This window comes from Paraburkholderia sp. JPY465, assembly GCF_050436725.1.
In the GTDB taxonomy this organism is placed as follows: domain Bacteria; phylum Pseudomonadota; class Gammaproteobacteria; order Burkholderiales; family Burkholderiaceae; genus Paraburkholderia; species Paraburkholderia youngii.
In genome coordinates, this window is record NZ_JBNDMT010000003.1 from 2306076 (window position 1) to 2328458 (window position 22383).

Annotated in this window: 22 protein-coding genes and 1 pseudogene; 4 read left to right on the forward strand and 19 right to left on the reverse strand. The window is 62.2% G+C overall.

From position 1 onward, the window contains the following. The first annotated feature begins 7 nt into the window (after positions 1-7). The 4 genes from QFZ94_RS25320 (at position 8) to QFZ94_RS25335 (ending at position 3996) form a co-directional block, all read left to right on the forward strand. The gene (locus QFZ94_RS25320) at positions 8-724 is read left to right on the forward strand and encodes a histidine phosphatase family protein (protein ID WP_368587055.1); all 717 of its coding nucleotides are present in this window, start codon (positions 8-10) and stop codon (positions 722-724) included. 20 nt (positions 725-744) lie between these two features. Further along, on the forward strand, positions 745-1851 hold the full coding sequence (locus QFZ94_RS25325) for a phosphotransferase (RefSeq protein ID WP_410850515.1): 1107 nt from the start codon (positions 745-747) through the stop codon (positions 1849-1851). Between the two features lie 58 nt (positions 1852-1909). Further along, the gene (locus QFZ94_RS25330) at positions 1910-3169 is read left to right on the forward strand and encodes an acyl-CoA dehydrogenase family protein (protein WP_368587053.1); all 1260 of its coding nucleotides are present in this window, start codon (positions 1910-1912) and stop codon (positions 3167-3169) included. A 125-nt stretch (positions 3170-3294) separates the two neighbouring features. After that, a complete protein-coding gene (locus tag QFZ94_RS25335; RefSeq protein ID WP_429460373.1) occupies positions 3295-3996 on the forward strand; it encodes a glutathione binding-like protein in 702 nt (233 codons plus the stop codon). Positions 3997-4094: 98 nt separating this feature from the next. Here QFZ94_RS25335 and QFZ94_RS25340 read toward each other — a convergent pair whose 3' ends face one another. The 19 genes and pseudogenes from QFZ94_RS25340 to nuoE form a co-directional block, all read right to left on the reverse strand. Then, positions 4095-4571 (reverse strand): MaoC family dehydratase, encoded by a 477-nt coding sequence (locus QFZ94_RS25340; RefSeq protein WP_429460375.1) that lies wholly within the window; start codon positions 4569-4571, stop codon positions 4095-4097. Then, positions 4568-5026, reverse strand: a complete 459-nt coding sequence (locus tag QFZ94_RS25345; RefSeq protein ID WP_429460377.1) for a MaoC family dehydratase — start codon at positions 5024-5026, stop codon at positions 4568-4570. The genes QFZ94_RS25340 and QFZ94_RS25345 overlap by 4 nt, the downstream gene beginning before the upstream one ends. 34 nt (positions 5027-5060) lie before the next feature. Next, positions 5061-6188, reverse strand: coding sequence for an acyl-CoA dehydrogenase family protein (locus QFZ94_RS25350; RefSeq protein WP_429460379.1), 1128 nt, complete (start codon positions 6186-6188; stop codon positions 5061-5063). Positions 6189-6198: 10 nt separating this feature from the next. Next, positions 6199-7395 carry an acyl-CoA dehydrogenase family protein gene (locus QFZ94_RS25355; protein WP_429460381.1) on the reverse strand — a complete coding sequence of 399 codons (1197 nt, stop codon included), beginning with the start codon at positions 7393-7395 and terminating at the stop codon, positions 6199-6201. Positions 7396-7443: 48 nt separating this feature from the next. Then, the gene (locus QFZ94_RS25360; RefSeq protein WP_368587047.1) at positions 7444-7869 is read right to left on the reverse strand and encodes a DUF1178 family protein; all 426 of its coding nucleotides are present in this window, start codon (positions 7867-7869) and stop codon (positions 7444-7446) included. Positions 7870-8085: 216 nt separating this feature from the next. Next, complete coding sequence (locus QFZ94_RS25365) at positions 8086-8610, reverse strand: helix-turn-helix transcriptional regulator (protein ID WP_368587046.1); 525 nt, start codon at positions 8608-8610, stop codon at positions 8086-8088. Positions 8611-8673: 63 nt separating this feature from the next. Then, positions 8674-8919 (reverse strand): hypothetical protein, encoded by a 246-nt coding sequence (locus QFZ94_RS25370; RefSeq protein WP_410850520.1) that lies wholly within the window; start codon positions 8917-8919, stop codon positions 8674-8676. Between the two features lie 294 nt (positions 8920-9213). Then, entirely contained in the window at positions 9214-9804 is a 591-nt protein-coding gene (locus QFZ94_RS25375; protein ID WP_368587045.1) for an NUDIX domain-containing protein, read from the reverse strand. A gap of 45 nt (positions 9805-9849) precedes the next feature. Continuing rightward, complete coding sequence (locus QFZ94_RS25380; RefSeq protein ID WP_018420024.1) at positions 9850-10146, reverse strand: DUF2818 family protein; 297 nt, start codon at positions 10144-10146, stop codon at positions 9850-9852. Then, positions 10146-11618: an NADH-quinone oxidoreductase subunit NuoN gene (nuoN, locus tag QFZ94_RS25385; RefSeq protein ID WP_368587044.1), complete on the reverse strand. Its 1473-nt coding sequence runs from the start codon at positions 11616-11618 to the stop codon at positions 10146-10148. The genes QFZ94_RS25380 and nuoN overlap by 1 nt, the downstream gene beginning before the upstream one ends. 24 nt (positions 11619-11642) lie before the next feature. Then, a complete protein-coding gene (locus QFZ94_RS25390) occupies positions 11643-13133 on the reverse strand; it encodes an NADH-quinone oxidoreductase subunit M (protein ID WP_018431493.1) in 1491 nt (496 codons plus the stop codon). A 14-nt stretch (positions 13134-13147) separates the two neighbouring features. Beyond that, positions 13148-15214, reverse strand: coding sequence for an NADH-quinone oxidoreductase subunit L (nuoL, locus tag QFZ94_RS25395; RefSeq protein ID WP_429460385.1), 2067 nt, complete (start codon positions 15212-15214; stop codon positions 13148-13150). Between the two features lie 17 nt (positions 15215-15231). Continuing rightward, on the reverse strand, positions 15232-15537 hold the full coding sequence (gene nuoK, locus QFZ94_RS25400; RefSeq protein WP_006052894.1) for an NADH-quinone oxidoreductase subunit NuoK: 306 nt from the start codon (positions 15535-15537) through the stop codon (positions 15232-15234). Positions 15538-15557: 20 nt separating this feature from the next. After that, entirely contained in the window at positions 15558-16250 is a 693-nt protein-coding gene (locus QFZ94_RS25405; protein ID WP_013088943.1) for an NADH-quinone oxidoreductase subunit J, read from the reverse strand. Between the two features lie 181 nt (positions 16251-16431). Next, positions 16432-16920, reverse strand: a complete 489-nt coding sequence (nuoI, locus tag QFZ94_RS25410) for an NADH-quinone oxidoreductase subunit NuoI (RefSeq protein WP_013088942.1) — start codon at positions 16918-16920, stop codon at positions 16432-16434. A gap of 15 nt (positions 16921-16935) precedes the next feature. After that, entirely contained in the window at positions 16936-18000 is a 1065-nt protein-coding gene (gene nuoH / locus QFZ94_RS25415; RefSeq protein WP_368587041.1) for an NADH-quinone oxidoreductase subunit NuoH, read from the reverse strand. Next, a pseudogene (gene nuoG, locus QFZ94_RS25420) lies at positions 18001-20335 on the reverse strand (NADH-quinone oxidoreductase subunit NuoG). A 128-nt stretch (positions 20336-20463) separates the two neighbouring features. Next, on the reverse strand, positions 20464-21792 hold the full coding sequence (gene nuoF, locus QFZ94_RS25425) for an NADH-quinone oxidoreductase subunit NuoF (protein WP_410850525.1): 1329 nt from the start codon (positions 21790-21792) through the stop codon (positions 20464-20466). Beyond that, positions 21789-22274, reverse strand: coding sequence for an NADH-quinone oxidoreductase subunit NuoE (nuoE, locus tag QFZ94_RS25430; protein WP_013088938.1), 486 nt, complete (start codon positions 22272-22274; stop codon positions 21789-21791). The genes nuoF and nuoE overlap by 4 nt, the downstream gene beginning before the upstream one ends. Positions 22275-22383 lie beyond the last annotated feature (109 nt).

The following is a 22383-nucleotide window of genomic DNA, read 5'->3' on the forward strand; positions in this document are numbered from 1 at the left end:
GCCCGACATGCCCGACTATCAATTGCCGAAACGGCGCCGCGTTTTCCTGATGCGTCACGGCGACGTCACCTACTTCGACGACTCCGGCCGCGCGATCGATCCCGAAACCGTGCCGCTGAACGCGAACGGCCGCGAGCAGGCGAGCGCGGCCGGCCGTGTGTTCGCCGAGCAGCAGGTGCGCTTCGACCGCGTGATCGTCAGCGGCTTGCCGCGCACGATCGAAACCGCGCGGCGCGTGCTCGCCGAAACGGGTCAGCAGATCGAACCCGAGATCGACCCCGCATTGCAGGAGATTCGCGGCGGGCGGCTCGGCAGCATTCCGCCGAGCGATATCGAGGCGGCGTTTCTCGGCGTGTTCGACGGCATCGTGCCGGAGAGCATGCGCTTTCTCGACGGCGAAACGATCGGCGAGCTGTTCGATCGCGTGCTGCCGGCCATCGCGGCGCTGCGCGAAGACACCTCGTGGGACACCGTGCTGCTGGTGCTGCACGGCGGCGTCAATCGCGCGATCCTGTCGCACGCGCTGACGGCGGGTGGCCGCACCTTCTTCGGCCATCTGTCGCAGGCGACCGGCTGCATCAATGCGCTCGACGTCGGCGCCGCGCCGCGCGACTGGGTGCTGCGCATGCTCAACTATTCACCGCCGTCGCCGCTGCATCGCGACGTTCGCAACACCACGATGGAAATCCTCTACGCACAATTCATCCGATTCCAGCGTAGCTGACACCGAACTGGAGGAGACACATGGCGCAAGCCACGCAGACCGGCGAACCCGCAGGCAAACAGGACTACTCGGCTTTCGAGGGCACCCGCCCGGTCAACGAGCGGCAACGCTTCGACACCGACGCGCTCGCCGCGTGGCTGGCCGGCCATGTCGACGGCTTCGCGGGACCGCTGACGCTCGAGCAATTCGCGGGCGGACAATCCAATCCCACGTTCAAGCTGATCACGCCGTCGCGCTCGTACGTGATGCGCGCGAAGCCCGGACCCACCGCGAAACTGCTGCCATCCGCGCACGCGATAGAACGCGAATATCGCGTGATGCACGCGCTCGCCGCCACCGACGTGCCGGTCGCACGGATGCTCGCGCTGTGCGAAGACGAAACCGTGATCGGCCGCGCGTTCTACGTGATGGAGTTCGTCGACGGCCGCGTGCTGTGGGATCAATCGCTGCCCGGCATGACGCCCAGCGAGCGCGCGGCGATCTACGACGAAATGAATCGCGTGATCGCGGCGTTGCACAGTGTCGACGTCACCGCCGCCGGCCTCGCCGACTACGGCAAGCCAGGCAATTACTTCGCGCGCCAGATCGGCCGCTGGAGCAAGCAGTATCTGGCGTCCGAGACCGAACCGATCGACGCGATGCATCGCCTGATCGAATGGCTGCCGCAGCATATGCCGGCCGAAACGAACGAGCGCGTGTCGGTCGTGCACGGCGACTACCGGCTCGACAACCTGATCTTCGATCGCAACGAGCCGCGCGTGCTCGCGGTGCTCGACTGGGAACTGTCGACGCTCGGCGATCCGCTCGCCGATTTCGCGTATCACTGCATGGCGTGGCATGTCGACCCGACGCAGTTCCGCGGCATCGCGGGACTCGATTGGGCCGCGCTCGGCATCCCCGATGAAGCACGCTACGTGGAGCGTTATTGCCAACGCACCGGCTTCGAGATTCGTGGCGACTGGAATTTCTATCTGGCCTACAACATGTTCCGCATCGCCGCGATCCTGCAAGGAATCATGAAGCGCGCCGTCGACGGTACCGCGTCGAGCGCGCAGGCGCTCGACGCCGGCCGGCGCGCGAAGCCGATGGCCGAACTGGCCTGGCATTACGCGCAGAAGGTTCGCTAGACTCGAGGGCTCGCCCCGCTCCCCCATCATTCGCAGTCCGTTACCCGCGAGGTCCCAGATGAATTTCGATTACACCCCGAAGGTCCAGGCGTTGCGCGAAAAACTGCTCGCCTTTTTCGACGAGCACATTTACCCGAACGAGCAGGCCTTCTATGCGGAGATCGCGCGCAATCGCCAGAACGGCAACGCATGGGTGCCCACCGAACTGATCGAGCAACTGAAGCAGAAGGCGCGCGATGCCGGTCTGTGGAATCTGTTCCTGCCGCAATCGCAGCGCGGCGCCGGCCTGACGAATCTCGAATACGCGCCGCTGTGCGAGATCATGGGCCGCGTGCCTTGGGCGCCTGAAGTGTTCAACTGCAACGCGCCAGACACCGGCAACATGGAGACGATCGAGCGCTACGGCAGCGAAGACAACAAGCGCGAATGGCTCGAACCGCTGCTGCAAGGTCAGATCCGTTCGGCGTTTCTGATGACGGAGCCGGAGGTCGCGTCGTCGGATGCGACGAACATCCAGACCAGCATCGTGCGCGATGGCGACCATTACGTGATCAATGGCCACAAGTGGTGGTCGTCGGGTGCGGGCGACCCACGCTGCGCGATCTATATCGTGATGGGCAAGACCGATCCCGACGCGCCGCGCCATCAGCAGCAGTCGATGATCCTCGTGCCCGCCGACGCCACCGGCATCACCGTGCATCGTCCGCTCACCGTGTTCGGTTACGACGATGCGCCGCACGGCCACATGGAGATCACACTCGACAATGTGCGCGTGCCCGCCACCAACCTGCTGCTCGGCGAAGGCCGCGGCTTCGAAATCGCGCAAGGCCGTCTCGGCCCGGGGCGCATCCATCACTGCATGCGCCTGATCGGTCTCGCCGAACGCGCGCTCGAACTGATGGCGAAGCGCTCGCTGCAACGTGTCGCGTTCGGCAAGCCGGTTGCGTCGCAAGGCGTCACACAGGAGCGTCTCGCCGAAGCGCGCTGCATGATCGAGCAGGCGCGTCTGCTTACGTTGAAGACCGCGTACATGATGGACACCGTCGGCAACAAGGGCGCGCGCGGCGAGATCGCGATGATCAAGGTGGTCGCGCCGAACATGGCGTGTCAGGTGATCGACTGGGCGATTCAGGCGCACGGCGGCGGCGGCGTCAGCGACGATTTCCCGCTCGCGTATGCGTACGCGTCCGCGCGCACGCTGCGTTTCGCCGACGGCCCCGACGAAGTGCACCGCAACGCGATCGCAAAGCTCGAACTCGCGCGTCATATGGATGCGGGCGCGGCGGCTCGCGTGGAGATGCCGGTCACGCGCGTTTGAGTGCTTCGGCCCAAAGCGAGTGCGCCGTTGAGGTCACTGCAAGCAGCATCGCGCGATCTATGCTCTAATTTTCGACAACGGCGGCGCCCTCTTTGCGGCGCCGCTTTGACGAACAAGGAGCCAGGATGATCGATGTCTATAGCTGGGCGACCCCGAACGGCCACAAGGTTCATATCATGCTCGAGGAGACGGGCCTACCCTACAACGTGCATGCCGTGAATATCGGTGCAGGTGACCAGTTCAAGCCCGAATTTCTTGCCATCAGTCCCAACAACAAGATTCCCGCGCTGGTCGATTCCGAAGGTCCGAAAGGCGCCGACGGACGGCCGTTCGCGCTATTCGAATCGGGTGCGATCCTGATTTATCTGGCCGAGAAAACCGGTAAGTTTCTACCGACCGACCCGGCCGCGCGCTACGCGGCACTGCAATGGCTGATGTTCCAGATGGGCGGCCTGGGTCCGATGCTCGGCCAAACGCATCACTTCCGCGTGTATGCACCCGAGCAGATCGAATACGCGGTCAATCGCTACACCAACGAAGCGCGACGCCTGTACGGCGTGATGGACACGCAACTCGGCAAGACGCGTTACCTCGCGGGCAACGACTATACGATCGCGGACATCGCCGCGTTTCCGTGGACCCGCTCGTGGAAAAATCAGGGCGTCGACCTCGATTCGTTGCCGAACGTGAAGCGCTGGCATGAAGAGATCGCCGCGCGGCCGGCAGTAGTGCGCGGCGTCGACGTGCTCGCATCCGCGCGCGTGCCGCTGATGGACGACAAGGCGAAAGAGATTCTGTTTGGCGCGACACAGTACGCGAAACACTAGTTGCAGGCCGTCTGGCTGACGCGGCTGGACGCAACACAAAGCGCGAGCGGCATGTCTGCCGACTCGCGCTTTTTCATTGCATCTGCGAAGGGCAAACGCTAGAAGTAATGCCGTGTGATGAACTCCGCGACGCACACCGGTCGATCGCCGCCCTGACGCTCCAGCGTCACGTTCCACGCGACCTGCACGCCGTTGTTGTCTACGTCGGTCACCGACTCGACGGCGAACTTCGCGCGCAGCGATGACCCCACGAGTACCGGCGACATGAAACGTACGCGGTTCAAGCCGTAGTTGACGCCCATGCGCTGCTCGATTCTCAGGGTCTTACCGAGCAACGCCGGAATTAGCGACAACGTCAGAAACCCATGCGCAATCGGCCCGCCAAACGGCGACTCGCGTATGGCCCGCTCCGGATCGATGTGAATCCACTGATGATCGCCGGTCGCCTCGGCGAAACGGTTGACTCTGTCCTGATCGACGCTCAGCCATTCACTGACGAGCGACTGCGTGCCGACGAGTGCGCGCAGAGCGTCCGCACTGTCGAAGGCGGAGATCGTCGCCGCGCTCACCGTCATGCCGCCGCTCCCGGATTGCGCAGACCGAACATGCCGTTCGAGCGCACCGTGATCACCGTGTCGCCGTGCTGATTGATGCCCTCCCAGCGCGTCGACACGATGCCGCGATCGGGCTTGCTCTGCGACACGCGCTTGTCGACGATGACGTTCATTATCGTGATCGTGTCGCCGACTCGCACCGGCTTCAACCAGCGAATCTCGTCGATCCCGGGCGAACCCATCGACGTCGAATCCGCCAGCACCTTGCGCACGAGCATGCCCATCATCACCGAGCACGTGTGCCAGCCGCTCGCGACGAGGCCGCGGAACGGCGATTCGGCCGCGGCGGCTTCGTCGAGATGAAACGGCTGCGGATCGAACTTCTGCGCGAACTCGACAATCTCCTCGCGCGTGAACGTGTGCTTGCCGATTTCGTGGCTCGCGCCCACTTCCATGTCTTCGAAACTGATTTTCATCAGTGCATCTCCTTTGTTCGATGGAACGCCCCGATCAGACTTCGGCGACTGCAAATCCGGGCAGCGCGGCAAATCGCGCGAGATGATGATCTACGTCGCCGAGCGTGGTCTCGATGATCGCGAGGCGCTTGAACAGATGCGCGGCCGCCACTTCATTCGTGACGCCCATGCCGCCGTGCAACTGCACCGCCTGTTGACCGACGAAACGCGCGGCCTGGCCGACCCGAACCTTGGCCGCGGAGATCGCGCGACGGCGCTCGTTCGCGTCTTCGCTCGCGTAGCGCATCGCTGCGAGATACGTGATCGAGCGCGCCTGCTCCGCGTGGATCAGCATCTCGACCATGCGGTGCTGCAGCGCCTGGAAACGCGCGATCGGCTGACCGAACTGCTGGCGCGTTTTCGTGTATTCGACGGTGGCGTGATTGAGCGCGTCGAGCGCGCCGATCGCTTCCGCGCACAGCAGCAGGGTGCCGTAGTCGGCGATCTGCTCGAGCGTTGCCGCCCCCGCATGTTCGCCGGCGAGCCGGCGCGCGGGCGTGCCGTTGAATTCGAGCGTTGCGGCGCGTTGACCGTCGATCGTGCGGTACTCGGTGAGCGTAACGCCGGCCGCGTCGCGGGCGACGACGAAGAGTGCGATCTCGCCATCGAGGCGCGCCGGCACGATCCAGTGGTCCGCCTGCGCGCCGTGCAGCACGACAGATTTGCTGCCGCTCAGCATGTGCTGCGCGCCCTGCCGGCTCGCGTTCGTCGCGACGTCGAACAGATCGTAGCGGGCATGCGGCTCATGAAACGCCACGGCCAGTTTGCCTTCGCCCCGGGCCGCCCGTTCGAGCAGCGCGGCATCTTCGCCGTCGCCGGTGCCGGCGAGCCGCAGCGCTTCGATGCCGACCGCGGTCGCCCAATACGGCTCGACGACGAGCGCGCGGCCGAGCTCCTGCATGACCATGAGCATGTCGATCGGGCCGCCGCTGAAACCGCCTTGATCTTCCGGCACCGGCAACGCGGTCAGCCCCAACTCGGTGAACGCGGCCCAATGATCGGCCGATACGCCCGCCTCCGAGCGCACGATCGCCTGGCGTGCTTCGAAGCCGTAGTTCTTCTCGAGATAGCGGCGCAGCGCATCGGCAAATTGCTGCTGTTCGTCGTTGAAAGTGAAGTCCATGCGCCGCTCCTCAAAGTCCGAGAATCATCTGCGCGATGATGTTCTTTTGAATTTCGTTCGAGCCGCCGTAAATCGACGTCTTGCGGAAGTTGAAGTAGTACGCGGCAAGCGGCGCGGCATCGTCGTCGCCGGCAAGACTGTGCCCGCGTTCGCCTTCGAGGAACGGCACGTCGAACGGCGCGGCCAGCGGACCGATCGCTTCGAACATCAGTTCGGTGAGTCCCTGTTGCACTTCCGTGCCCTTGATCTTCAGCATCGACGCTTCCGGGCCCGGGCCGCGTCCGCCCGCCTCGTTCGCCACCACGCGTTGCACGGTGACTTCGAGCGCCATCAACTCGATTTCCAGACTCGCGACCTTTGCCGCAAACACCGGATCGTGCAGCAGCGGCTTGCCATTCTTTTTCTGATTCAGCGCGACACGCTTGAGAAACACCATTTCGCGCTTCGACGCACCGACTCGCGCGATACCGGTACGCTCGTGCCCGAGCAGATATTTCGCATAGGTCCAGCCGCGATTTTCTTCGCCGACCAGATTGTCGAGCGGCACTTTGACGTCCTCGAAGAACACTTCATTGACTTCGTGATCTTCGTCGAGCGTGATGATGGGCCGCACCGTGATGCCCGGCGTTTTCATGTCGATCAGCAGGAACGAGATGCCCTCCTGCTTTTTGGCGGCGCTGTCGGTGCGCACGAGGCAGAACATCATGTCGGCGTGCTGGCCGAGCGTGGTCCAGGTCTTCTGACCGTTGACCACGTAATGATCACGGACGCGCTCGGCGCGGGTGCGCAGCGACGCAAGGTCGGAACCCGATCCCGGCTCCGAATAGCCCTGACACCACCAGTCAGTGCCGTCGAGAATGCGCGGCAGATAATGGCGTTTCTGCGCCTCGGTACCGTATTTCATCAGCACTGGCGCAACCATCGACACGCCGAAAGGCAGCACGGTAGGTGCGCCAACACGCGCGCACTCTTCTTCCCAGATATGTCGTTGCGTCGCGTCCCAGCCGGGGCCGCCATATTCGCGCGGCCACGCGACCGCCGACCAGCCTCGCGTGCCGAGCAGCCTGTGCCAGCTTGCGAAGTCTTCGCGGGAAAGACGTTTGTGATTGAGAACCTTGTCGCTCAGCTCGCGAGGCAGATTCGCTTCGAGCCAGGCGCGGATGTCGGCGCGGAACGCGTCTTCAGCGGGAGAATAGTCCAGATTCATGCGTAGTGTCTCCTGGCCGCCACCGCCCAGCCGCCTGGAGCCACCGCGCTACTGCAGTGGTTCCTTCAGCGCAGCCGGGACCGGCAGCGGCATCACTTCGATGCCTTCCTCGACCAAGGCACGCGCATCCTCGGGTGTCGTGACACCGCGAATACTGCGCGCGGGCGCTTCGTTATAGTGAATGCGCCGCGCTTCCTCGGCGAAGCGGTCGCCCACGTTCTCGGTCTTCTCCAGTACCTCGCGCAGCGCGCGGATCATGTGCGCCTGCATTTGCTGCACACCCGCCGGCGCTTTTGAGTCGGTCGCGCCCGACAGATTCAGACGCGGTGCCGACGGCAAACGGCTCACCTCGTGCGCACCGCAGATCGGACATTCGACGAGTTTGCGGGACTGCTGCGACTCGAAGTCATCAGCCGAAGCAAACCAACCTTCGAACCGATGGCCATGCGGACACTGTAAATCGAGGACCTTCATGTGGAATCAGGGCTTGCGTGCCAGTTTAGCGCAAAATGGAAATTTGTGAACGATCGTTCGTAAAACCTTAGGGCCGACGCACAGCCGCCAGCTGCCGAAAGGGAATATCACGTGGGTGCGCGATTTTAACGCTTTACGGCATGTGCTGCCGAAGGCGGCCCGAGCGGTCACCGGTGCCACAATTGCTCCGTTCTCCAGCCCGCTTGAAGCGCACCGCTACACCACGAGATTGCCGAGTTGGCGACTTACGCGCGGTTCAATCTGACGGGCCTCCTTCGCCAGATTGATCTGCTTCGCCAGTTTTGCGACATCCGCGACACCGATCTCAATCTCGTACCCGCCGCGCGCGGTCAGCCATTCGAGCACGTCCGTCAGATGCCACACCGACGCACTGCCTTCGTGGACCGGCGGAGGGAAGTCGATGGCGTTATTCAGCATCAGCTTGCGCATGTTTTGCCGCGACACGCCCGCCATTTCGGCCACGTCTGTCAGCCCCACGAAGTCAGGTCCCGCCTCGACCAGTTGCGCGGACGGCACAGCGCGTTTCACGTCCTTGAGCGCGCTGATGACAGCCTCGAATGCGCTCGCGCCTTCACGGGTGAAAAGCAGCGCGAGGCGGCCTGCTTGCCCGACGCCAATCGTGGCGTCGTCGCACCCCGCTTCGCCCAGCCTCTCGACGATTGCGTCTGCATCGCAATCTTCCGCGGTGAGGCGGTACTTCAAGGTGAATACATATTCCATACGATACTCCTGTCTTTGTTGAGCCCAGGTTATTGCGATTCCTGTTTGCTGCCTACGAACGCACTAGCGCCGTGCCGCGCAGTTGCCGACGATGCGCCGCAGATGTCTGGCGTGATTGCCGGGATTCTTCGGCGTACTCCAGACGCTCGATATACAGAACTCACCGCACCGACATTCGGCGTCTTTGTACGGGCAATAGATTTTTCCCCACGCATGACCTTTTCCGCCTTCCTGAATGCGCCAGCCGTGCTGCTCCGCGTACGCCAATGCAGCCTCGATCTCTTTCTTCTTGTGCCTTCCTCGAACCATCGACACCTCCAATGTAGCCGCTCAATTTCGAGTTGTCAATTGACAACCCAGAGGTTGAGCTGGAATCAGATCGTTCCGATGAGTAGCGTCGGTTATCCCAAACAAAATCGACGACGCACTCGGTGATCGGAGGGTTCATACTAGCCGGCCGGCGGGGCCGCGACGAGCCAGCCAGATAGCATAGGGAACGGCATTTTGTTGAGCCAGAAAGAAACGGCGGAGCCAATGACAAAGCCCCTGCCGGTCATCGACCGACAGGGGCTTGGTTAAATCAGCTATCGGGCTGACGCGAACTTATACCGTCTCGGGCGCCTGCGTCGGCCACGTGCCCGACAGCACTTTCTCGAGCCAGAAAGTACCGATGATCGTCTTCACATCGGTGATCTTGCCCGTGCGCACCCACTCGGACACTTGTTCCACGGTCGCGGTGAACAGTTCGAGAAACTCACCTTCGTCGAGCTTGCGCTCGCCCGCGGTCAAGCCCCGCGCCAGATAGATATCAATGAATTCGGTCGAGTAAGAAATGATCGGGTGGATCCGTGTCAGGTATACGTATTCGCGCGCGGTATAGCCGGTTTCCTCGCGCAGTTCCCGCACCGCGCATGCCAGCGCGCCCTCGTTCGGGTCGAGCTTGCCGGCCGGATATTCGACCATCACCTTGCCCATCGGATAGCGATACTGACTTTCGAGCAGCACGCGACCGTCATCGAACAAGGGGATCACCATGACGGCGCCCGGGTGCTGAACATATTCGCGCGTCGCGTGTTTGCCGTCCGGGAGTCGGACCGTATCGTACTTGACCGTCATGAACGGCCCCTGATGGACCGTCTTGCTGTCGATACAAGTCTCGGTTAGCGCGGCGTCGTGATTGGGAAGTTCAGCCATGTGCGGACCTCAGAACAGCCAGGCGCGCGCGACGGCGGCACGCCGTCAGCGGCGTTTGACGAGATATTGGAAGGTAAAGCCGGGAAAAGCGAACACGACGAACAGAGCGAACGTGATCGCATAGAACTGCCAGCCCTGCTCGAAGCGATTTCCCGCGCGCGCTTCGAGCAGAAAGCCCAGCGCGCCGACCACGAAATACAGCACGATCAATTCGGCAATCCGGAGCCAGGCGCTTTTCTTCGCCGCTTTCAACGGCACCGCGGCGAAGAGGCGCTGATTCAGGAACGGCAGGTTGGCGCCGACCAGCGCCAACAGCACGATAAACCAGCCCGCAGCGGACATCAGAGCAGCAGCGTGTGCTGGATCGCCTGCAGGCAGGCGCGCAACAGCGGATCCGGCACGATACCGAGCGCCAGCACGGCGACGCCGTTCAACGCGAGCAACGCGCGCGTGCTCGTGTCTGCCGCGATCGTCGACTTGTCTTGCGGCTCGTCGAAGTACATCAGCTTGACGATACGCAGGTAGTAGAACGCGCCGAACAGCGACGTGATCACGGCAAGCACGGTGAGCCAGGTCAGGCCAGCGTTCATCGTCGCTTGCAGCACGGCGAGCTTCGCGTAGAAGCCGACTGCCGGCGGAATACCCGCGAGCGAGAACATCATGATCATCATCACGAACGCGAATACCGCGCTGCGCTGATTGAGGCCTTTGAAGTCCTCCAGCGTGTCCGCTTCGAAGTCGCGGCGCGCGAGCAGCATGATGACGCCGAAGGTACCGAGCGTGGTGATCAGGTAGATGATGCTGTAGAACATCGCCGAGCCGTACGCGCTCGCGGCGCCCGTGGTCTTCTGGTCGACCACGCCGGCGAGCAGGCCGAGCAGCACGAAGCCCATGTTCGAGATCGCCGAATACGCGAGCATCCGCTTGACGTTGCGCTGCACGATACCGGTGATGTTGCCGACGATCAGCGACAGCGCCGCCAGAATCACCAGCATCTGTTGCCATTCGACCGCCAGCGGCAGCAGGCCCATCACGAGGAAACGCAAACCCCACGCGAACGCCGCGACCTTCGGGCCGCCACCGACGATGAGCGTCATCGCCGTCGGTGCGCCCTGATACACGTCGGGCACCCACATATGGAACGGCACCGCGCCCATCTTGAACGCCACGCCCGCCACGATGAAGATCACGCCGAACAGCAGCACGGTCGGATCGTAGTGGCTCGTGTTAATCGCCTTGAACACTTCATTCAGGTCCAGCGAGCCGGTCGCGCCATACAGCATCGAAACACCATACAGCAGAAAACCGGAAGCCAGCGCGCCGAGCACGTAGTACTTCATCGCCGCTTCGTTCGACGACGCCACTTCGCGACGCAGCGCGATCACCGCGTACAGCGACAGCGACATCAGTTCCAGACCGAGATACAGCGTCAGGAAGTTGTTGCCCGAGATCATCACGATCTGGCCGAGCAGCGAGAACATGCCGAGCAGGAAGAAGTCACCGCGGAACAGGCTACGGTCTTCGAGGTAGCGACGCGAATAAACGATCGTCACCGCGTAGCCGAGCGACACCACCGCCTTCATCACGTTGGCGAACGGATCGACCACGTACATGTGATCGAAGAAGTAATGCACTTGCGGGTCGAACGCATTCACCGCGAACCAGATCCCGGCGACGAGCGTCGAGAAGAACGCGATGAAATACGTAGTACGGCGACCCTCCGGGCCGACGAACGTGTCGTTGAGCCACGCGATGACAATGGCGAACATCACCAATGCGTCAGGCAACAGAGCAGTCATAGGGGCGTTTTGCATGGTCTTAAATTCCTCCGCTCGTCGTTACTGAGGCAACGGCAGCTTCGATTGCGCAACGTGGGAGAGGAGGTTTTCCACGGATACGTGCATCACATCGGTAAAGGGCTTCGGATACAGGCCCATGAACAGCGTCAGTGCGGCGAGCACTGCCAGCATGAAAAATTCGCGACGGTCGATGTCGACCAGGCTCTTCACGTGGTCGTTCGCGACCGCGCCGAAGTAGACACGCTTGTACATCCACAGTGTGTAGGCCGCGCCGAGAATCAGCGTGACAGCCGCGCCACTCGCGATCCAGAAGTTGTACTGGACGGAAGCCAGAATCACCATGAATTCGCCGACGAAACCGGACGTGCCCGGCAAGCCGCAATTCGCCATCGCGAACAGCATCACGAACGCCGCGAACTTCGGCATCACGTTGACGACGCCGCCGTAATCGGCGATCTGACGCGAGTGCATGCGGTCGTACAGCACGCCGATGCACAGGAACATTGCGCCCGACACGAAGCCGTGCGAGATCATCTGCACGATCGCGCCTTCCGCGCCGAGCTGATTGAAGATAAAGAAGCCGAGCGTGACAAAGCCCATGTGTGCGATCGATGAATACGCGACCAGCTTCTTCATGTCGGCCTGCACCATCGCGACGAGACCGATGTAGATCACAGCGATCAACGACAGCGTGATGATGACCGGTGCAAGGAAATGGCTCGCATCAGGCGTGATCGGCAGCGAGAAGCGCAGGAAACCATACGCGCCGAGCTTCAGCATGATCGCGGCCAGCACGACCGAACCGCCGGTAGGCGCTTCCACGTGCGCGTCCGGCAACCACGTGTGCACCGGCCACATCGGCACCTTCACCGCGAAGGCCAGGAAGAACGCGATAAACAGTAGCACCTGCGGCGTCATCGCGATCTGCGCGTGCTGCCACGTGGCGATATCGAACGAGCCGGTCTCGTTGTACAGATAAATCAGCGCAACCAGCATCAGCAGCGAGCCCGCCAGCGTGTACAGGAAGAACTTGAACGCCGCGTACACGCGGTTCGCCCCACCCCACACGCCGATGATGATGTACATCGGGATCAGCGTCGCTTCGAAGAACACGTAGAACAGCATGCCGTCGGCCGCGCTGAACACGCCGACCATGATGCCCGACAGGATCAGAAAGGCCGCGAGGTACTGGCCGACGTTCTTCGTGATCACTTCCCACCCTGCGATCACGACGATCACCGTGATCAACGCGGTCAACGAGACGAACCACATCGAAATACCGTCCACACCGAGGTGATACATGATGTGGAAGCGCTGGATCCAGTTCGCCTGCTCGACGAACTGCAGGTCGGCGGTGCTCGAATCGAAGCTGGTGATCAGCGGCAGCGTGACGAGGAAGCTCAGGACCGAGCCGATCAGCGAGATCCAGCGCGCGGGAGCGGGGTTCTCGTCGTTGCCGATCGCGAGGACCAGCAGACCGAAGAAGATCGGCAACCAGATCGCGATGCTGAGAATCGGATAAGCGTGCATGAGTGTCCCTCGCCTTATTTGCCGCCGAGCGTTACAAACAGGGTCAGGAGCCCCAGCATGCCGATGATCATGGCGAACGCGTAGTGGTAGATGTAGCCGGATTGGAGGAAGCGGATCACGCTAGCGAACCAGCCGATAAAGCGTGCGCTGCCGTTGACGATGCCGTCGATCACGACCACGTCGCCTTCCTTCCACAAACCACGGCCAATGGCCACCGCGCCTCGCGCAAACACGACTTCGTTGATCTTGTCCATGTAGTACTTGTTATCGAGCAACGTGTAGATCGGGCCGAATGCGCGCTTGATGACAGCGGGCAGATCCGGACGGACCAGATACAGGAACCATGCGACTACCACGCCAGCCAGCGCGAGCCACACCGGCAGGCCCGACACCGAGTGCAGACCCATCGACGCCCAGCCCTGGAACTCTTCGGCCATCTCATGCAGCGCCGGATGGTTCTCGCTGATGTAGATCACCTTGTCGAACGCGACGCCGTGCTGGAAGAAGTCGCCGAACAGCATCGGACCGACGCCGATCGCGCCGATCACGATCGACGGAATCGCCAGCAGCACGAGCGGCACCCACACGACCCACGGCGTTTCGTGCGGTTCGTGAGCGTGGTCGCCGTGACCATGGCCATGGTCATCGCGGCCGTGCGCGCCATGTGCATGCGACGCGGCTTCTGCGCCCATCGGCGATTCAGGGTGCTTCGGATTGCGGAAGCGCTCCTCGCCGTGGAACACCATGAAATACATACGGAACGAATACAACGCGGTCACGAACACGCTTGCGACCACCGCGAAGTACGCGAAACCCGAGCCCGGCAGATGCGACAGCTTCACCGCGTCGATGATCGAGTCTTTCGAGTAGAAGCCCGAGAAGAACGGCGTACCGATCAGCGCGAGCGAACCGATCAGCGACGTGATCCACGTAATCGGCATGTACTTGCGCAGGCCGCCCATGTTGCGCATGTCCTGATCGTGATGCATGCCGATGATCACCGAACCCGCGCCGAGGAACAGCAGCGCCTTGAAGAACGCGTGCGTCATCAGGTGGAACACGGCGACCGAGTACGCCGACGCGCCGAGCGCGACGGTCATGTAACCGAGCTGCGACAGCGTGGAATAAGCGACCACACGCTTGATGTCGTTCTGGACGATGCCGAGAAAGCCCATGAACAGCGCGGTAATCGCACCAATGACCATGACGAACGACAACGCCGTATCCGACAGTTCGAACAGCGGCGACATGCGCGTAACCATGAAGATACCGGCCGTCACCATGGTCGCCGCGTGAATCAGCGCGGAGATCGGCGTCGGACCTTCCATCGAGTCCGGCAGCCACACGTGCAGCGGGAACTGAGCCGACTTACCCATCGCGCCGATGAACAGGCAAATGCAAGCCACCGTCAGCAGGCCCCAGTCGGTACCCGGGAAGTTCAGCGCGGCGAGTTCGGTACGCTTGGCGAAGACTTCGCCGTAGTTCATCGAACCAGCGAACGCGAACAGCAGACCGATGCCGAGCAGGAAACCGAAGTCGCCGACGCGGTTCACGATGAACGCCTTCATGTTCGCGTAAATCGCGCTCTCACGCTTGAAGTAGAAGCCGATCAGCAGGTACGAAACGAGACCCACCGCTTCCCAGCCGAAGAACAGCTGCAGGAAGTTGTTGCTCATCACGAGCATCAACATCGAGAACGTGAACAGCGAGATGTACGAGAAGAAGCGCTGGTAGCCGTCGTCGTCGGCCATGTAGCCGATCGTGTAGATGTGCACCATCAGCGACACGAAGTTGACCACGACGATCATCATCGCGGTCAGCGAGTCGACCAGGAAGCCGACTTCGAGCTGCGTCTTGCCGATCGACATCCATTGATAAACGGTCGCGTTGAAGCTCGCGCCGTCCATCACCTGGAAGAAGACCATCACCGACAGGATGAACGAAATCGCGACGCCGAGGATCGTGACCGAATGCGCACCCGCCCGCCCTATCGCCTTGCCGAACAGCCCTGCAACCAGGGAACCGGCGAGCGGTGCAAGCGGAATTGCCAACAGCAGGTTTTCATTGAGTATCGTGGACATAACCGCTTTTCCTGAAATTAACCTTTGAGCTGATCGAGATCCTCGACATTGATCGTGTCGAGACTACGGAACAGGGTCACCAGAATTGCGAGACCGATCGCCGCTTCGGCTGCCGCGACCGTCAGCACGAAGAAGACGAAAATCTGGCCGTGCACGTCGCCCAGGTAGTGCGAGAACGCGACAAAATTGGTGTTCACCGCGAGCAGCATCAGTTCGATTGCCATCAGGATGATGATGACGTTGCGGCGGTTCAGGAAAATGCCGACGATGCTGATCGCAAACAGGATCGCGCCGAGGACAAGGTAATGGGCAAGGGTCAACATGATTTCTATCTCCTGTCCGCTCAGCTGTTCTTGGCTGCTGCCGAGTCGGCTGCTGCTGCGGCCGCCGCGGCAGCCGCTTGTTCCGCCGCGATGGTCGCCGCGGTTTTCTCCGACGGCATCTTCACGACGCGCACGCGGTCCTGGGCACGCACCTTGACCTGTGCGCTGACGTTCTGACGCTTGCTGTCCTTCTTGTGGCTCGTGGTCAGCGCGATCGCCGCGATGATGGCGACCAGCAGAATCAGGCCGGCGATTTCGAACGCGAAGATGTAGTTGGTGTAGATGACCTTGCCGATCAGGCGCGTGTTCGACCAGTCGCCCATACCGGCAGCGGCCGAGGCCGTGTCGTGCAGCGCGGTGGCGGTCGCGCCGTAGCCGTGCCACAGAATCAGCGCGGTTTCGATCACGATGATTGCGCCCACCGCCGAGGCCATCGGCACGAAGCGTTTGAAGTCCTTGCGCAGCACGTCGAGATTGATGTCCAGCATCATCACGACGAACAGGAACAGCACCATCACCGCGCCGACGTAGACCAGCACCAGCAGGATCGCGAGGAACTCGGCCTCGAGCAGCATCCAGATCGCGGCTGCGTTGAAGAACGCCAGCACCAGAAACAGTGCGCACGCCACCGGGTTGCGCGAGGTGATCACCTTCAGCCCTGAAACCACGAGGAGCAGCGCGAAGATGTAGAACAGTACGGTCGTGAATTCCATGATTACCGGTTCATCGTTAGGCATTGTTCTTTGGCACGCGTGGTTGGCAAAAGCGGAGCAATCCGCCAGTACCGCCACACAGGTGCGCCGTGCCGCGGCGTTCAGGCCGCAGCGGTCGGCCCGACAGCAGGCCGTGTTACTGCTTTTGCTGCCGCATTTACTGCACCAGCGGGAAAGCGCTTCAACGATACGGTGCGTCGGCTGCCTTGTTGGCGGCGATTTGTGCTTCGTAGCGATCGCCAACGGCCAGCAGCATTTCCTTCGTGAAGTACAGGTCGCCGCGCTTCTCGCCGTGATACTCGAGAATGTGCGTCTCGACGATCGAGTCGACCGGGCAGCTCTCTTCGCAGAAACCGCAGAAGATGCACTTGGTCAGGTCGATGTCGTAGCGCGTCGTGCGGCGCGTGTTGTCCGCGCGCGTTTCCGATTCGATCGTGATCGCGAGCGCAGGGCACACTGCTTCGCACAGCTTGCATGCGATGCAGCGCTCTTCGCCGTTTTCATACCGGCGCAGCGCATGCAGACCGCGGAAACGCGGCGAGATCGGGGTCTTTTCTTCCGGGAACTGCACGGTGACCTTGCGCTGGAACGTGTAGCGTCCGGTCAGCGCGAGGCCTTTCAGCAGTTCCGTGAGGAAGAAAGTCTTGAAGAAGTTTTGGATTGCGGTCATAGGTTCGTCCGCCCTTTATTTCCAGATGTTCAACGGCGACATGATCCAGAAGCCGACCACCACCAGCCACACCACGCAGACCGGAATGAAGACCTTCCAGCCGAGACGCATGATCTGGTCATAGCGGTAGCGCGGGAACGTGGCACGCGCCCAGATGAACACCGACAACAGGAAGAAAACCTTGGCGACGAGCCAGACGATGCCCGGGATGAACGACAGGAACCCGAACGGTGCGCTCCAGCCGCCGAGGAACAGTGTTGCAGCCAATGCCGAGATCACGATCATGTTGATGTACTCGGCAAGGAAGAACAGCGCGAACGCCATACCCGAGTAATCGATCATGTGGCCCGCGACGATTTCCGATTCGCCTTCCACCACGTCGAACGGGTGACGGTTCGTTTCGGCGATGCCCGAGATGAAGTACACGACAAACATCGGCAGCAACGGCAGCCAGTTCCAAGACAGGAAATTCAGGCCGTGCGAGGCGAAGAAGCCCTGCTCCTGCGAGCCGACGATGCCCGACAGGTTCAGCGTACCGGCTGTCATCAGCACGACCACCAGCGCGAAGCCCATCGAGATTTCGTACGAGACCATCTGCGCGGCCGCGCGCATCGCGCCGAGGAACGCGTATTTCGAGTTCGACGCCCAGCCGGCCAGAATCACGCCATACACGCCGATCGACGAAATCGCCATCGCGTACAGCAGACCCGCGTTGATGTCACCGAGCACCGCGCCCGCCTGGAACGGAATCACCGCCCACACAGCGAACGCCGGCACCACCACCATGATCGGCGCGATGATGTAGATCCAGCGGCTCGCCTGGGCGGGCTGGATCACTTCCTTGAGTAGAAGCTTCAGCACGTCGGCGATCGGCTGCAACAGGCCGCCGGGGCCGACGCGGTTCGGACCGAGACGCACGTGCATCCAGCCGATCAGCTTACGCTCCCACAGGATCAGGTAAGCGACGCACAGCAGGATCACGACGGCCACCACCAGGATGCGCACGAGCGCCCACACCGTGGGCCATGCCACACCGAGAAGCTGGGCGCCGCCCGAGTTGATCGTATCGAACAAGCTCATTTACGCCTTCTCCACCACCAGTTCACCGAACAGGCTGCCCAGCGCTGCACCGGCAGGCGTAGCCGCCGATACGCGGACCACCGTCTCCGCAAGATTCGCGTCGCGCACGGCCGGCAACTGCACCGCTTGCTCGCCCTGACGAACGCGCACCGCGTCGCCCTCTTTCAAACCCAGTTTGTCGAACAGCGCAGCCGGCAGGCCGACCGAATTCGCCGTACGGGCCGCCGCGGTCAGATGCAGCGACTCCGCCCGACGCACCAGCGCGTCGGCATGATAGATCGGCACGTTCGCGAGACGCTCGAACTTGCCTTCCGCCGCCTTCACGGCGTGGCCGCGCGTCACCGCGACGCCGGTACGGTTCGACAGCCTCGAACTCAGGTCACCGTCGCCGAGCGCGGCTGTGCGCACTTCCTCGACCGTGTCGTATTCGAAGCCCGGCGCACCGAGCAGGCTGCCCAGCACGCGCAACACCTTCCACGCCGGACGCGTGTCGCCGAGCGGACGCACGACGCCGTTGAAAGCCTGCACCGTGCCTTCCGCGTTGACGAACGAACCGCCCGTTTCGGTGAACGGTGCAATCGGCAGCAGGACGTCGGCATAGTCCGCGCCGGTCTGGAACGGCGACATCACGACGACCATCTCGGCCTGCTTCAGAGCGGCAAGCGCTTGCGCCGGATTGGCCGTGTCGAATTCCGGCTCGAGATTCAACAGCAGATAACCCTTGCGCGGCTGTTCGAACACTTCGCGGGCATTCAGACCGCCTTCGCCCGGCAGCGCGTTCACGAGGTGCGCGCCGACCGTGTTGGCCGCTTCGGTCAGGAAACCGAGCGTAGCGCCGGTTGCCTCGGCAATCCATTGCGCCGCGGCGTGGATCGCCGCGAAGTCCGGATGGCGGACCGCTTCGTTGCCGAGCAGCACGACGCGCAGGGCGCCGTTGGTCAGCGATTTAGCGATCTGCTTGTGCGCGTCCGTCGGCTGCGTGCCCGCAAATGCTTCCGGCAGTGCGACGCCCTTCGCTTCGCCCACCGCGCCGGCGATCCCTGCCAACGCCTCAAGCCATGCCGACGGTGCGGCGACCACACGGTGCGCCTGCGGGATCATCGCGTCGTCGTTGGTGGCCTGGATCAGCGTGAGCGCCGAACCGCCGCGTGCGACCTGGCGCAGACGCGCGGCGAACAGCGGATGATCACGACGCAGATCCGAGCCGATCACGAGCGCCGCATCGACGTTCGACAGATCGGCGATTGTCGTACCGAGCCACGGCGCGCCCGTAACGGGAGCCGAGAAGTCCGACTGGCGCAGACGGAAGTCGACGTTCGGTGTGCCGACCGCTTGCGCAATCTGCTTGAGCAGGAACAGTTCTTCGACTGTGCTGTGCGCGCTCGCCAGCGCCGCAAGCGCGTTCGCGCCGTGGTCGCCCGCGATGCCCTTCAGACCCTTGACCACATAATCGAGCGCGGTTTGCCAGTCGGTTTCGACCCACTGGCCGCCCTGCTTGAGCATCGGTTTGGTCAGACGCTCGGGGCTGTTCAGACCTTCGTACGAGAAGCGGTCCTTGTCCGAAATCCAGCACTCGTTGATCGCTTCGTTTTCGAACGGCAGAACGCGCATCACGCGATTGTTCTTCACCTGCACGATGAGGTTCGCGCCGACGGAATCGTGCGGGCTCACCGACTTGCGGCGCGACAGCTCCCACGTACGGGCGCTGTAGCGGAACGGCTTGCTGGTCAGCGCGCCGACCGGGCACAGGTCGATCATGTTGCCCGACAGTTCCGAGTCGACCGTCTTGCCGACGAACGACGTGATTTCCGAATGCTCGCCGCGGCCCAGCATGCCGAGTTCCATCACGCCGGCGATTTCCTGGCCGAAGCGGACGCAACGCGTGCAGTGAATGCAGCGCGACATCTCTTCCATCGAGATCAGCGGGCCCACGTTCTTGTGGAAACACCACGCGCTTTTCTTCGCTATAGCGCGACGACGACTTGCCGTAACCGACGGCCAGATCCTGCAACTGGCATTCGCCGCCCTGGTCGCAGATCGGGCAGTCGAGCGGATGGTTGATCAGCAGGAATTCCATCACAGCTTGCTGGCCCTTCACCGCCTTGTCCGACTTGGTGCGCACGATCATGCCGGCCGACACCGGCGTCGCGCACGCGGGCACGGCCTTCGGCATCTTCTCGACATCGACCAGACACATCCGGCAGTTGGCCGCAATCGACAGCTTCTTGTGATAGCAGAAGTGAGGAATGTAGGTGTCGACCTTATGCGCAGCCTGGATCACCATGCTGCCTTCAGGCACCTGGACTTTCTTGCCGTCTATTTCCAGTTCAACCATGATGGTCAATCTTCCTTAACCTGTTACCGCTCAATCGTTCGCCTGTTCATCGCCCGCTTCGGGCGATGAATCCTGCGGTTGAGGTGTTCGTCTGGTAGTTATTCGTCAGCCAAATCTGTCGGCGCGACTCAGGCTGCCACTGTTTCGGGCGCCGCCGCCGTGCCGGCATGGCCGCCGACGAGGCAATGCTTGTGGGCGACGTGATATTCGAATTCGTCCCAGTAGTGCTTGAGCATGCCCCGAACCGGCATCGCTGCCGCGTCGCCGAGCGCGCAGATCGTGCGGCCCATGATGTTTTCGGCGACGGAGTTCAGCAGATCCAGATCTTCCTGGCGGCCGAGACCATGCTCGATACGATGTACGACGCGATACAGCCAGCCCGTGCCTTCACGGCAAGGCGTGCATTGACCGCACGACTCTTCGTAGTAGAAGTACGACAGGCGCAGCAACGAGCGCACCATGCAGCGCGTCTCGTCCATCACGATCACCGCGCCCGAGCCGAGCATCGAGCCGGCCTTCGCGATCGAGTCGTAATCCATGTCGGTCTGCATCATCATCTCGCCCGGAATCACCGGCGCGGATGAACCTCCAGGAATCACGGCCTTGATCTTCTTGCCGCCGCGCATGCCGCCGGCGAGTTCCATCAGCGTCGCGAACGGCGTGCCGAGCGGAATCTCGTAGTTGCCCGGACGCTCGACGTCGCCCGACACCGAGAAGATCTTCGTGCCGCCGTTGTTCGGCTTGCCGATTTCAAGGTAATTCTGCGGTCCGATCGCGAGCAGGAACGGCACCGCCGCGAAGGTCTCGGTGTTGTTGATCGTGGTGGGCTTGCCGTACACGCCAAAGCTCGCCGGGAACGGCGGTTTGAAGCGCGGTTGGCCCTTCTTGCCCTCGATCGATTCGAGCAGCGCGGTTTCCTCGCCGCAGATATACGCGCCGTAACCATGGTGCGCATGCAGCTGGAACGAGAAGCCCGAGCCCATGATGTTGTCGCCGAGGAACCCGGCGCGGCGAGCTTCTTCCAACGCTTCTTCGAAGCGCTTATAGACTTCCCAGATTTCGCCGTGGATATAGTTGTAGCCGACCGTGATGCCCATCGCGTACGCGCCGATCACCATACCTTCGATCAACGAATGCGGATTGAAGCGCAGAATGTCGCGGTCCTTGAACGTACCCGGCTCGCCCTCGTCCGAATTACAGACGAGGTACTTCTGGCCCGGGAACTGGCGCGGCATGAAGCTCCACTTGAGACCGGTCGGGAAGCCCGCGCCGCCGCGGCCGCGCAGACCCGACGCCTTGACGTCGGCGATCACCTGCTCGGGCGCGATCTTCTCTTCCAGGATGCGGCGCAGCTGGGCGTAACCGCCGCGCGCCACGTAGTCTTCGAGATGCCAGTTGTCGCCGTTCAGTCCGGCGAGAATCAGCGGTTTGATGTGACGATCGTGTAAAGCCGTCATTTCGAAAGTTCCTCGAGCAGCTGGTCGATCTTCTCGCGGCTCATGAAGCTGCACATGCGTTGGTTGTTCACCAGCATCACCGGCGCGTCGCCGCACGAACCCATGCACTCACCCTCTTTCAGCGTGAATTTGCCATCGGGCGTGGTTTCGCCGAAGTCGATGCCGAGCTTCTGCTTCAGGTATTCAGCGGCGCTTTCGGAACCGCCGTCCGGGCCGAGCTGGCACGGCAGGTTCGTGCAGAGCGTGATCTTGAACTTACCGACCGGCGAGGTCTCATACATCGTGTAGAAGGTCGCTACCTCCTGCACGGCGATTGCCGGCATGCCGAGATAATCCGCGACGAACTGCATGAGTTCGGGCGACAGCCAGCCATGCTCGGTTTGAGCAGTGGCCAACGCCGACATCACGGCGGACTGTTTCTGATCGGCGGGGTACTTTGCGACCGCACGATCGATTTCTTTCAGGCCTTCAGCTGAGATCATTTTCAGACACGACTCTTTCAATTCCTACCGAACGAAAACCTGTCGCTCACGTGATACTGCGACAGACCCGGCGTTCCTTTGCTTGACGCGCGTGGCGGTGCAACGACCG

Excerpts from the sequence above, each read along its gene's own strand:
- QFZ94_RS25320 (WP_368587055.1), top strand. The coding sequence starts at position 8 with ATGCCCGACTATCAATTGCCGAAACGGCGCCGCGTTTTCCTGATGCGT.
- QFZ94_RS25350 (WP_429460379.1), bottom strand. The coding sequence starts at position 6,188 with ATGGACTTCACTTTCAACGACGAACAGCAGCAATTTGCCGATGCGCTG.
- QFZ94_RS25330 (WP_368587053.1), top strand. The coding sequence starts at position 1,910 with ATGAATTTCGATTACACCCCGAAGGTCCAGGCGTTGCGCGAAAAACTG.
- QFZ94_RS25380 (WP_018420024.1), bottom strand. The coding sequence starts at position 10,146 with ATGTCCGCTGCGGGCTGGTTTATCGTGCTGTTGGCGCTGGTCGGCGCC.
- QFZ94_RS25370 (WP_410850520.1), bottom strand. The coding sequence starts at position 8,919 with ATGGTTCGAGGAAGGCACAAGAAGAAAGAGATCGAGGCTGCATTGGCG.
- QFZ94_RS25325 (WP_410850515.1), top strand. The coding sequence starts at position 745 with ATGGCGCAAGCCACGCAGACCGGCGAACCCGCAGGCAAACAGGACTAC.
- nuoK (WP_006052894.1), bottom strand. The coding sequence starts at position 15,537 with ATGTTGACCCTTGCCCATTACCTTGTCCTCGGCGCGATCCTGTTTGCG.
- QFZ94_RS25335 (WP_429460373.1), top strand. The coding sequence starts at position 3,295 with ATGATCGATGTCTATAGCTGGGCGACCCCGAACGGCCACAAGGTTCAT.
- QFZ94_RS25365 (WP_368587046.1), bottom strand. The coding sequence starts at position 8,610 with ATGGAATATGTATTCACCTTGAAGTACCGCCTCACCGCGGAAGATTGC.
- QFZ94_RS25360 (WP_368587047.1), bottom strand. The coding sequence starts at position 7,869 with ATGAAGGTCCTCGATTTACAGTGTCCGCATGGCCATCGGTTCGAAGGT.
- QFZ94_RS25405 (WP_013088943.1), bottom strand. The coding sequence starts at position 16,250 with ATGGAATTCACGACCGTACTGTTCTACATCTTCGCGCTGCTCCTCGTG.
- nuoN (WP_368587044.1), bottom strand. The coding sequence starts at position 11,618 with ATGCAAAACGCCCCTATGACTGCTCTGTTGCCTGACGCATTGGTGATG.
- nuoE (WP_013088938.1), bottom strand. The coding sequence starts at position 22,274 with ATGATCTCAGCTGAAGGCCTGAAAGAAATCGATCGTGCGGTCGCAAAG.
- nuoI (WP_013088942.1), bottom strand. The coding sequence starts at position 16,920 with ATGACCGCAATCCAAAACTTCTTCAAGACTTTCTTCCTCACGGAACTG.
- nuoF (WP_410850525.1), bottom strand. The coding sequence starts at position 21,792 with ATGACGGCTTTACACGATCGTCACATCAAACCGCTGATTCTCGCCGGA.
- QFZ94_RS25345 (WP_429460377.1), bottom strand. The coding sequence starts at position 5,026 with ATGAAAATCAGTTTCGAAGACATGGAAGTGGGCGCGAGCCACGAAATC.
- QFZ94_RS25355 (WP_429460381.1), bottom strand. The coding sequence starts at position 7,395 with ATGAATCTGGACTATTCTCCCGCTGAAGACGCGTTCCGCGCCGACATC.
- QFZ94_RS25375 (WP_368587045.1), bottom strand. The coding sequence starts at position 9,804 with ATGGCTGAACTTCCCAATCACGACGCCGCGCTAACCGAGACTTGTATC.
- QFZ94_RS25340 (WP_429460375.1), bottom strand. The coding sequence starts at position 4,571 with ATGACGGTGAGCGCGGCGACGATCTCCGCCTTCGACAGTGCGGACGCT.
- nuoH (WP_368587041.1), bottom strand. The coding sequence starts at position 18,000 with ATGAGCTTGTTCGATACGATCAACTCGGGCGGCGCCCAGCTTCTCGGT.
- nuoL (WP_429460385.1), bottom strand. The coding sequence starts at position 15,214 with ATGTCCACGATACTCAATGAAAACCTGCTGTTGGCAATTCCGCTTGCA.
- QFZ94_RS25390 (WP_018431493.1), bottom strand. The coding sequence starts at position 13,133 with ATGCACGCTTATCCGATTCTCAGCATCGCGATCTGGTTGCCGATCTTC.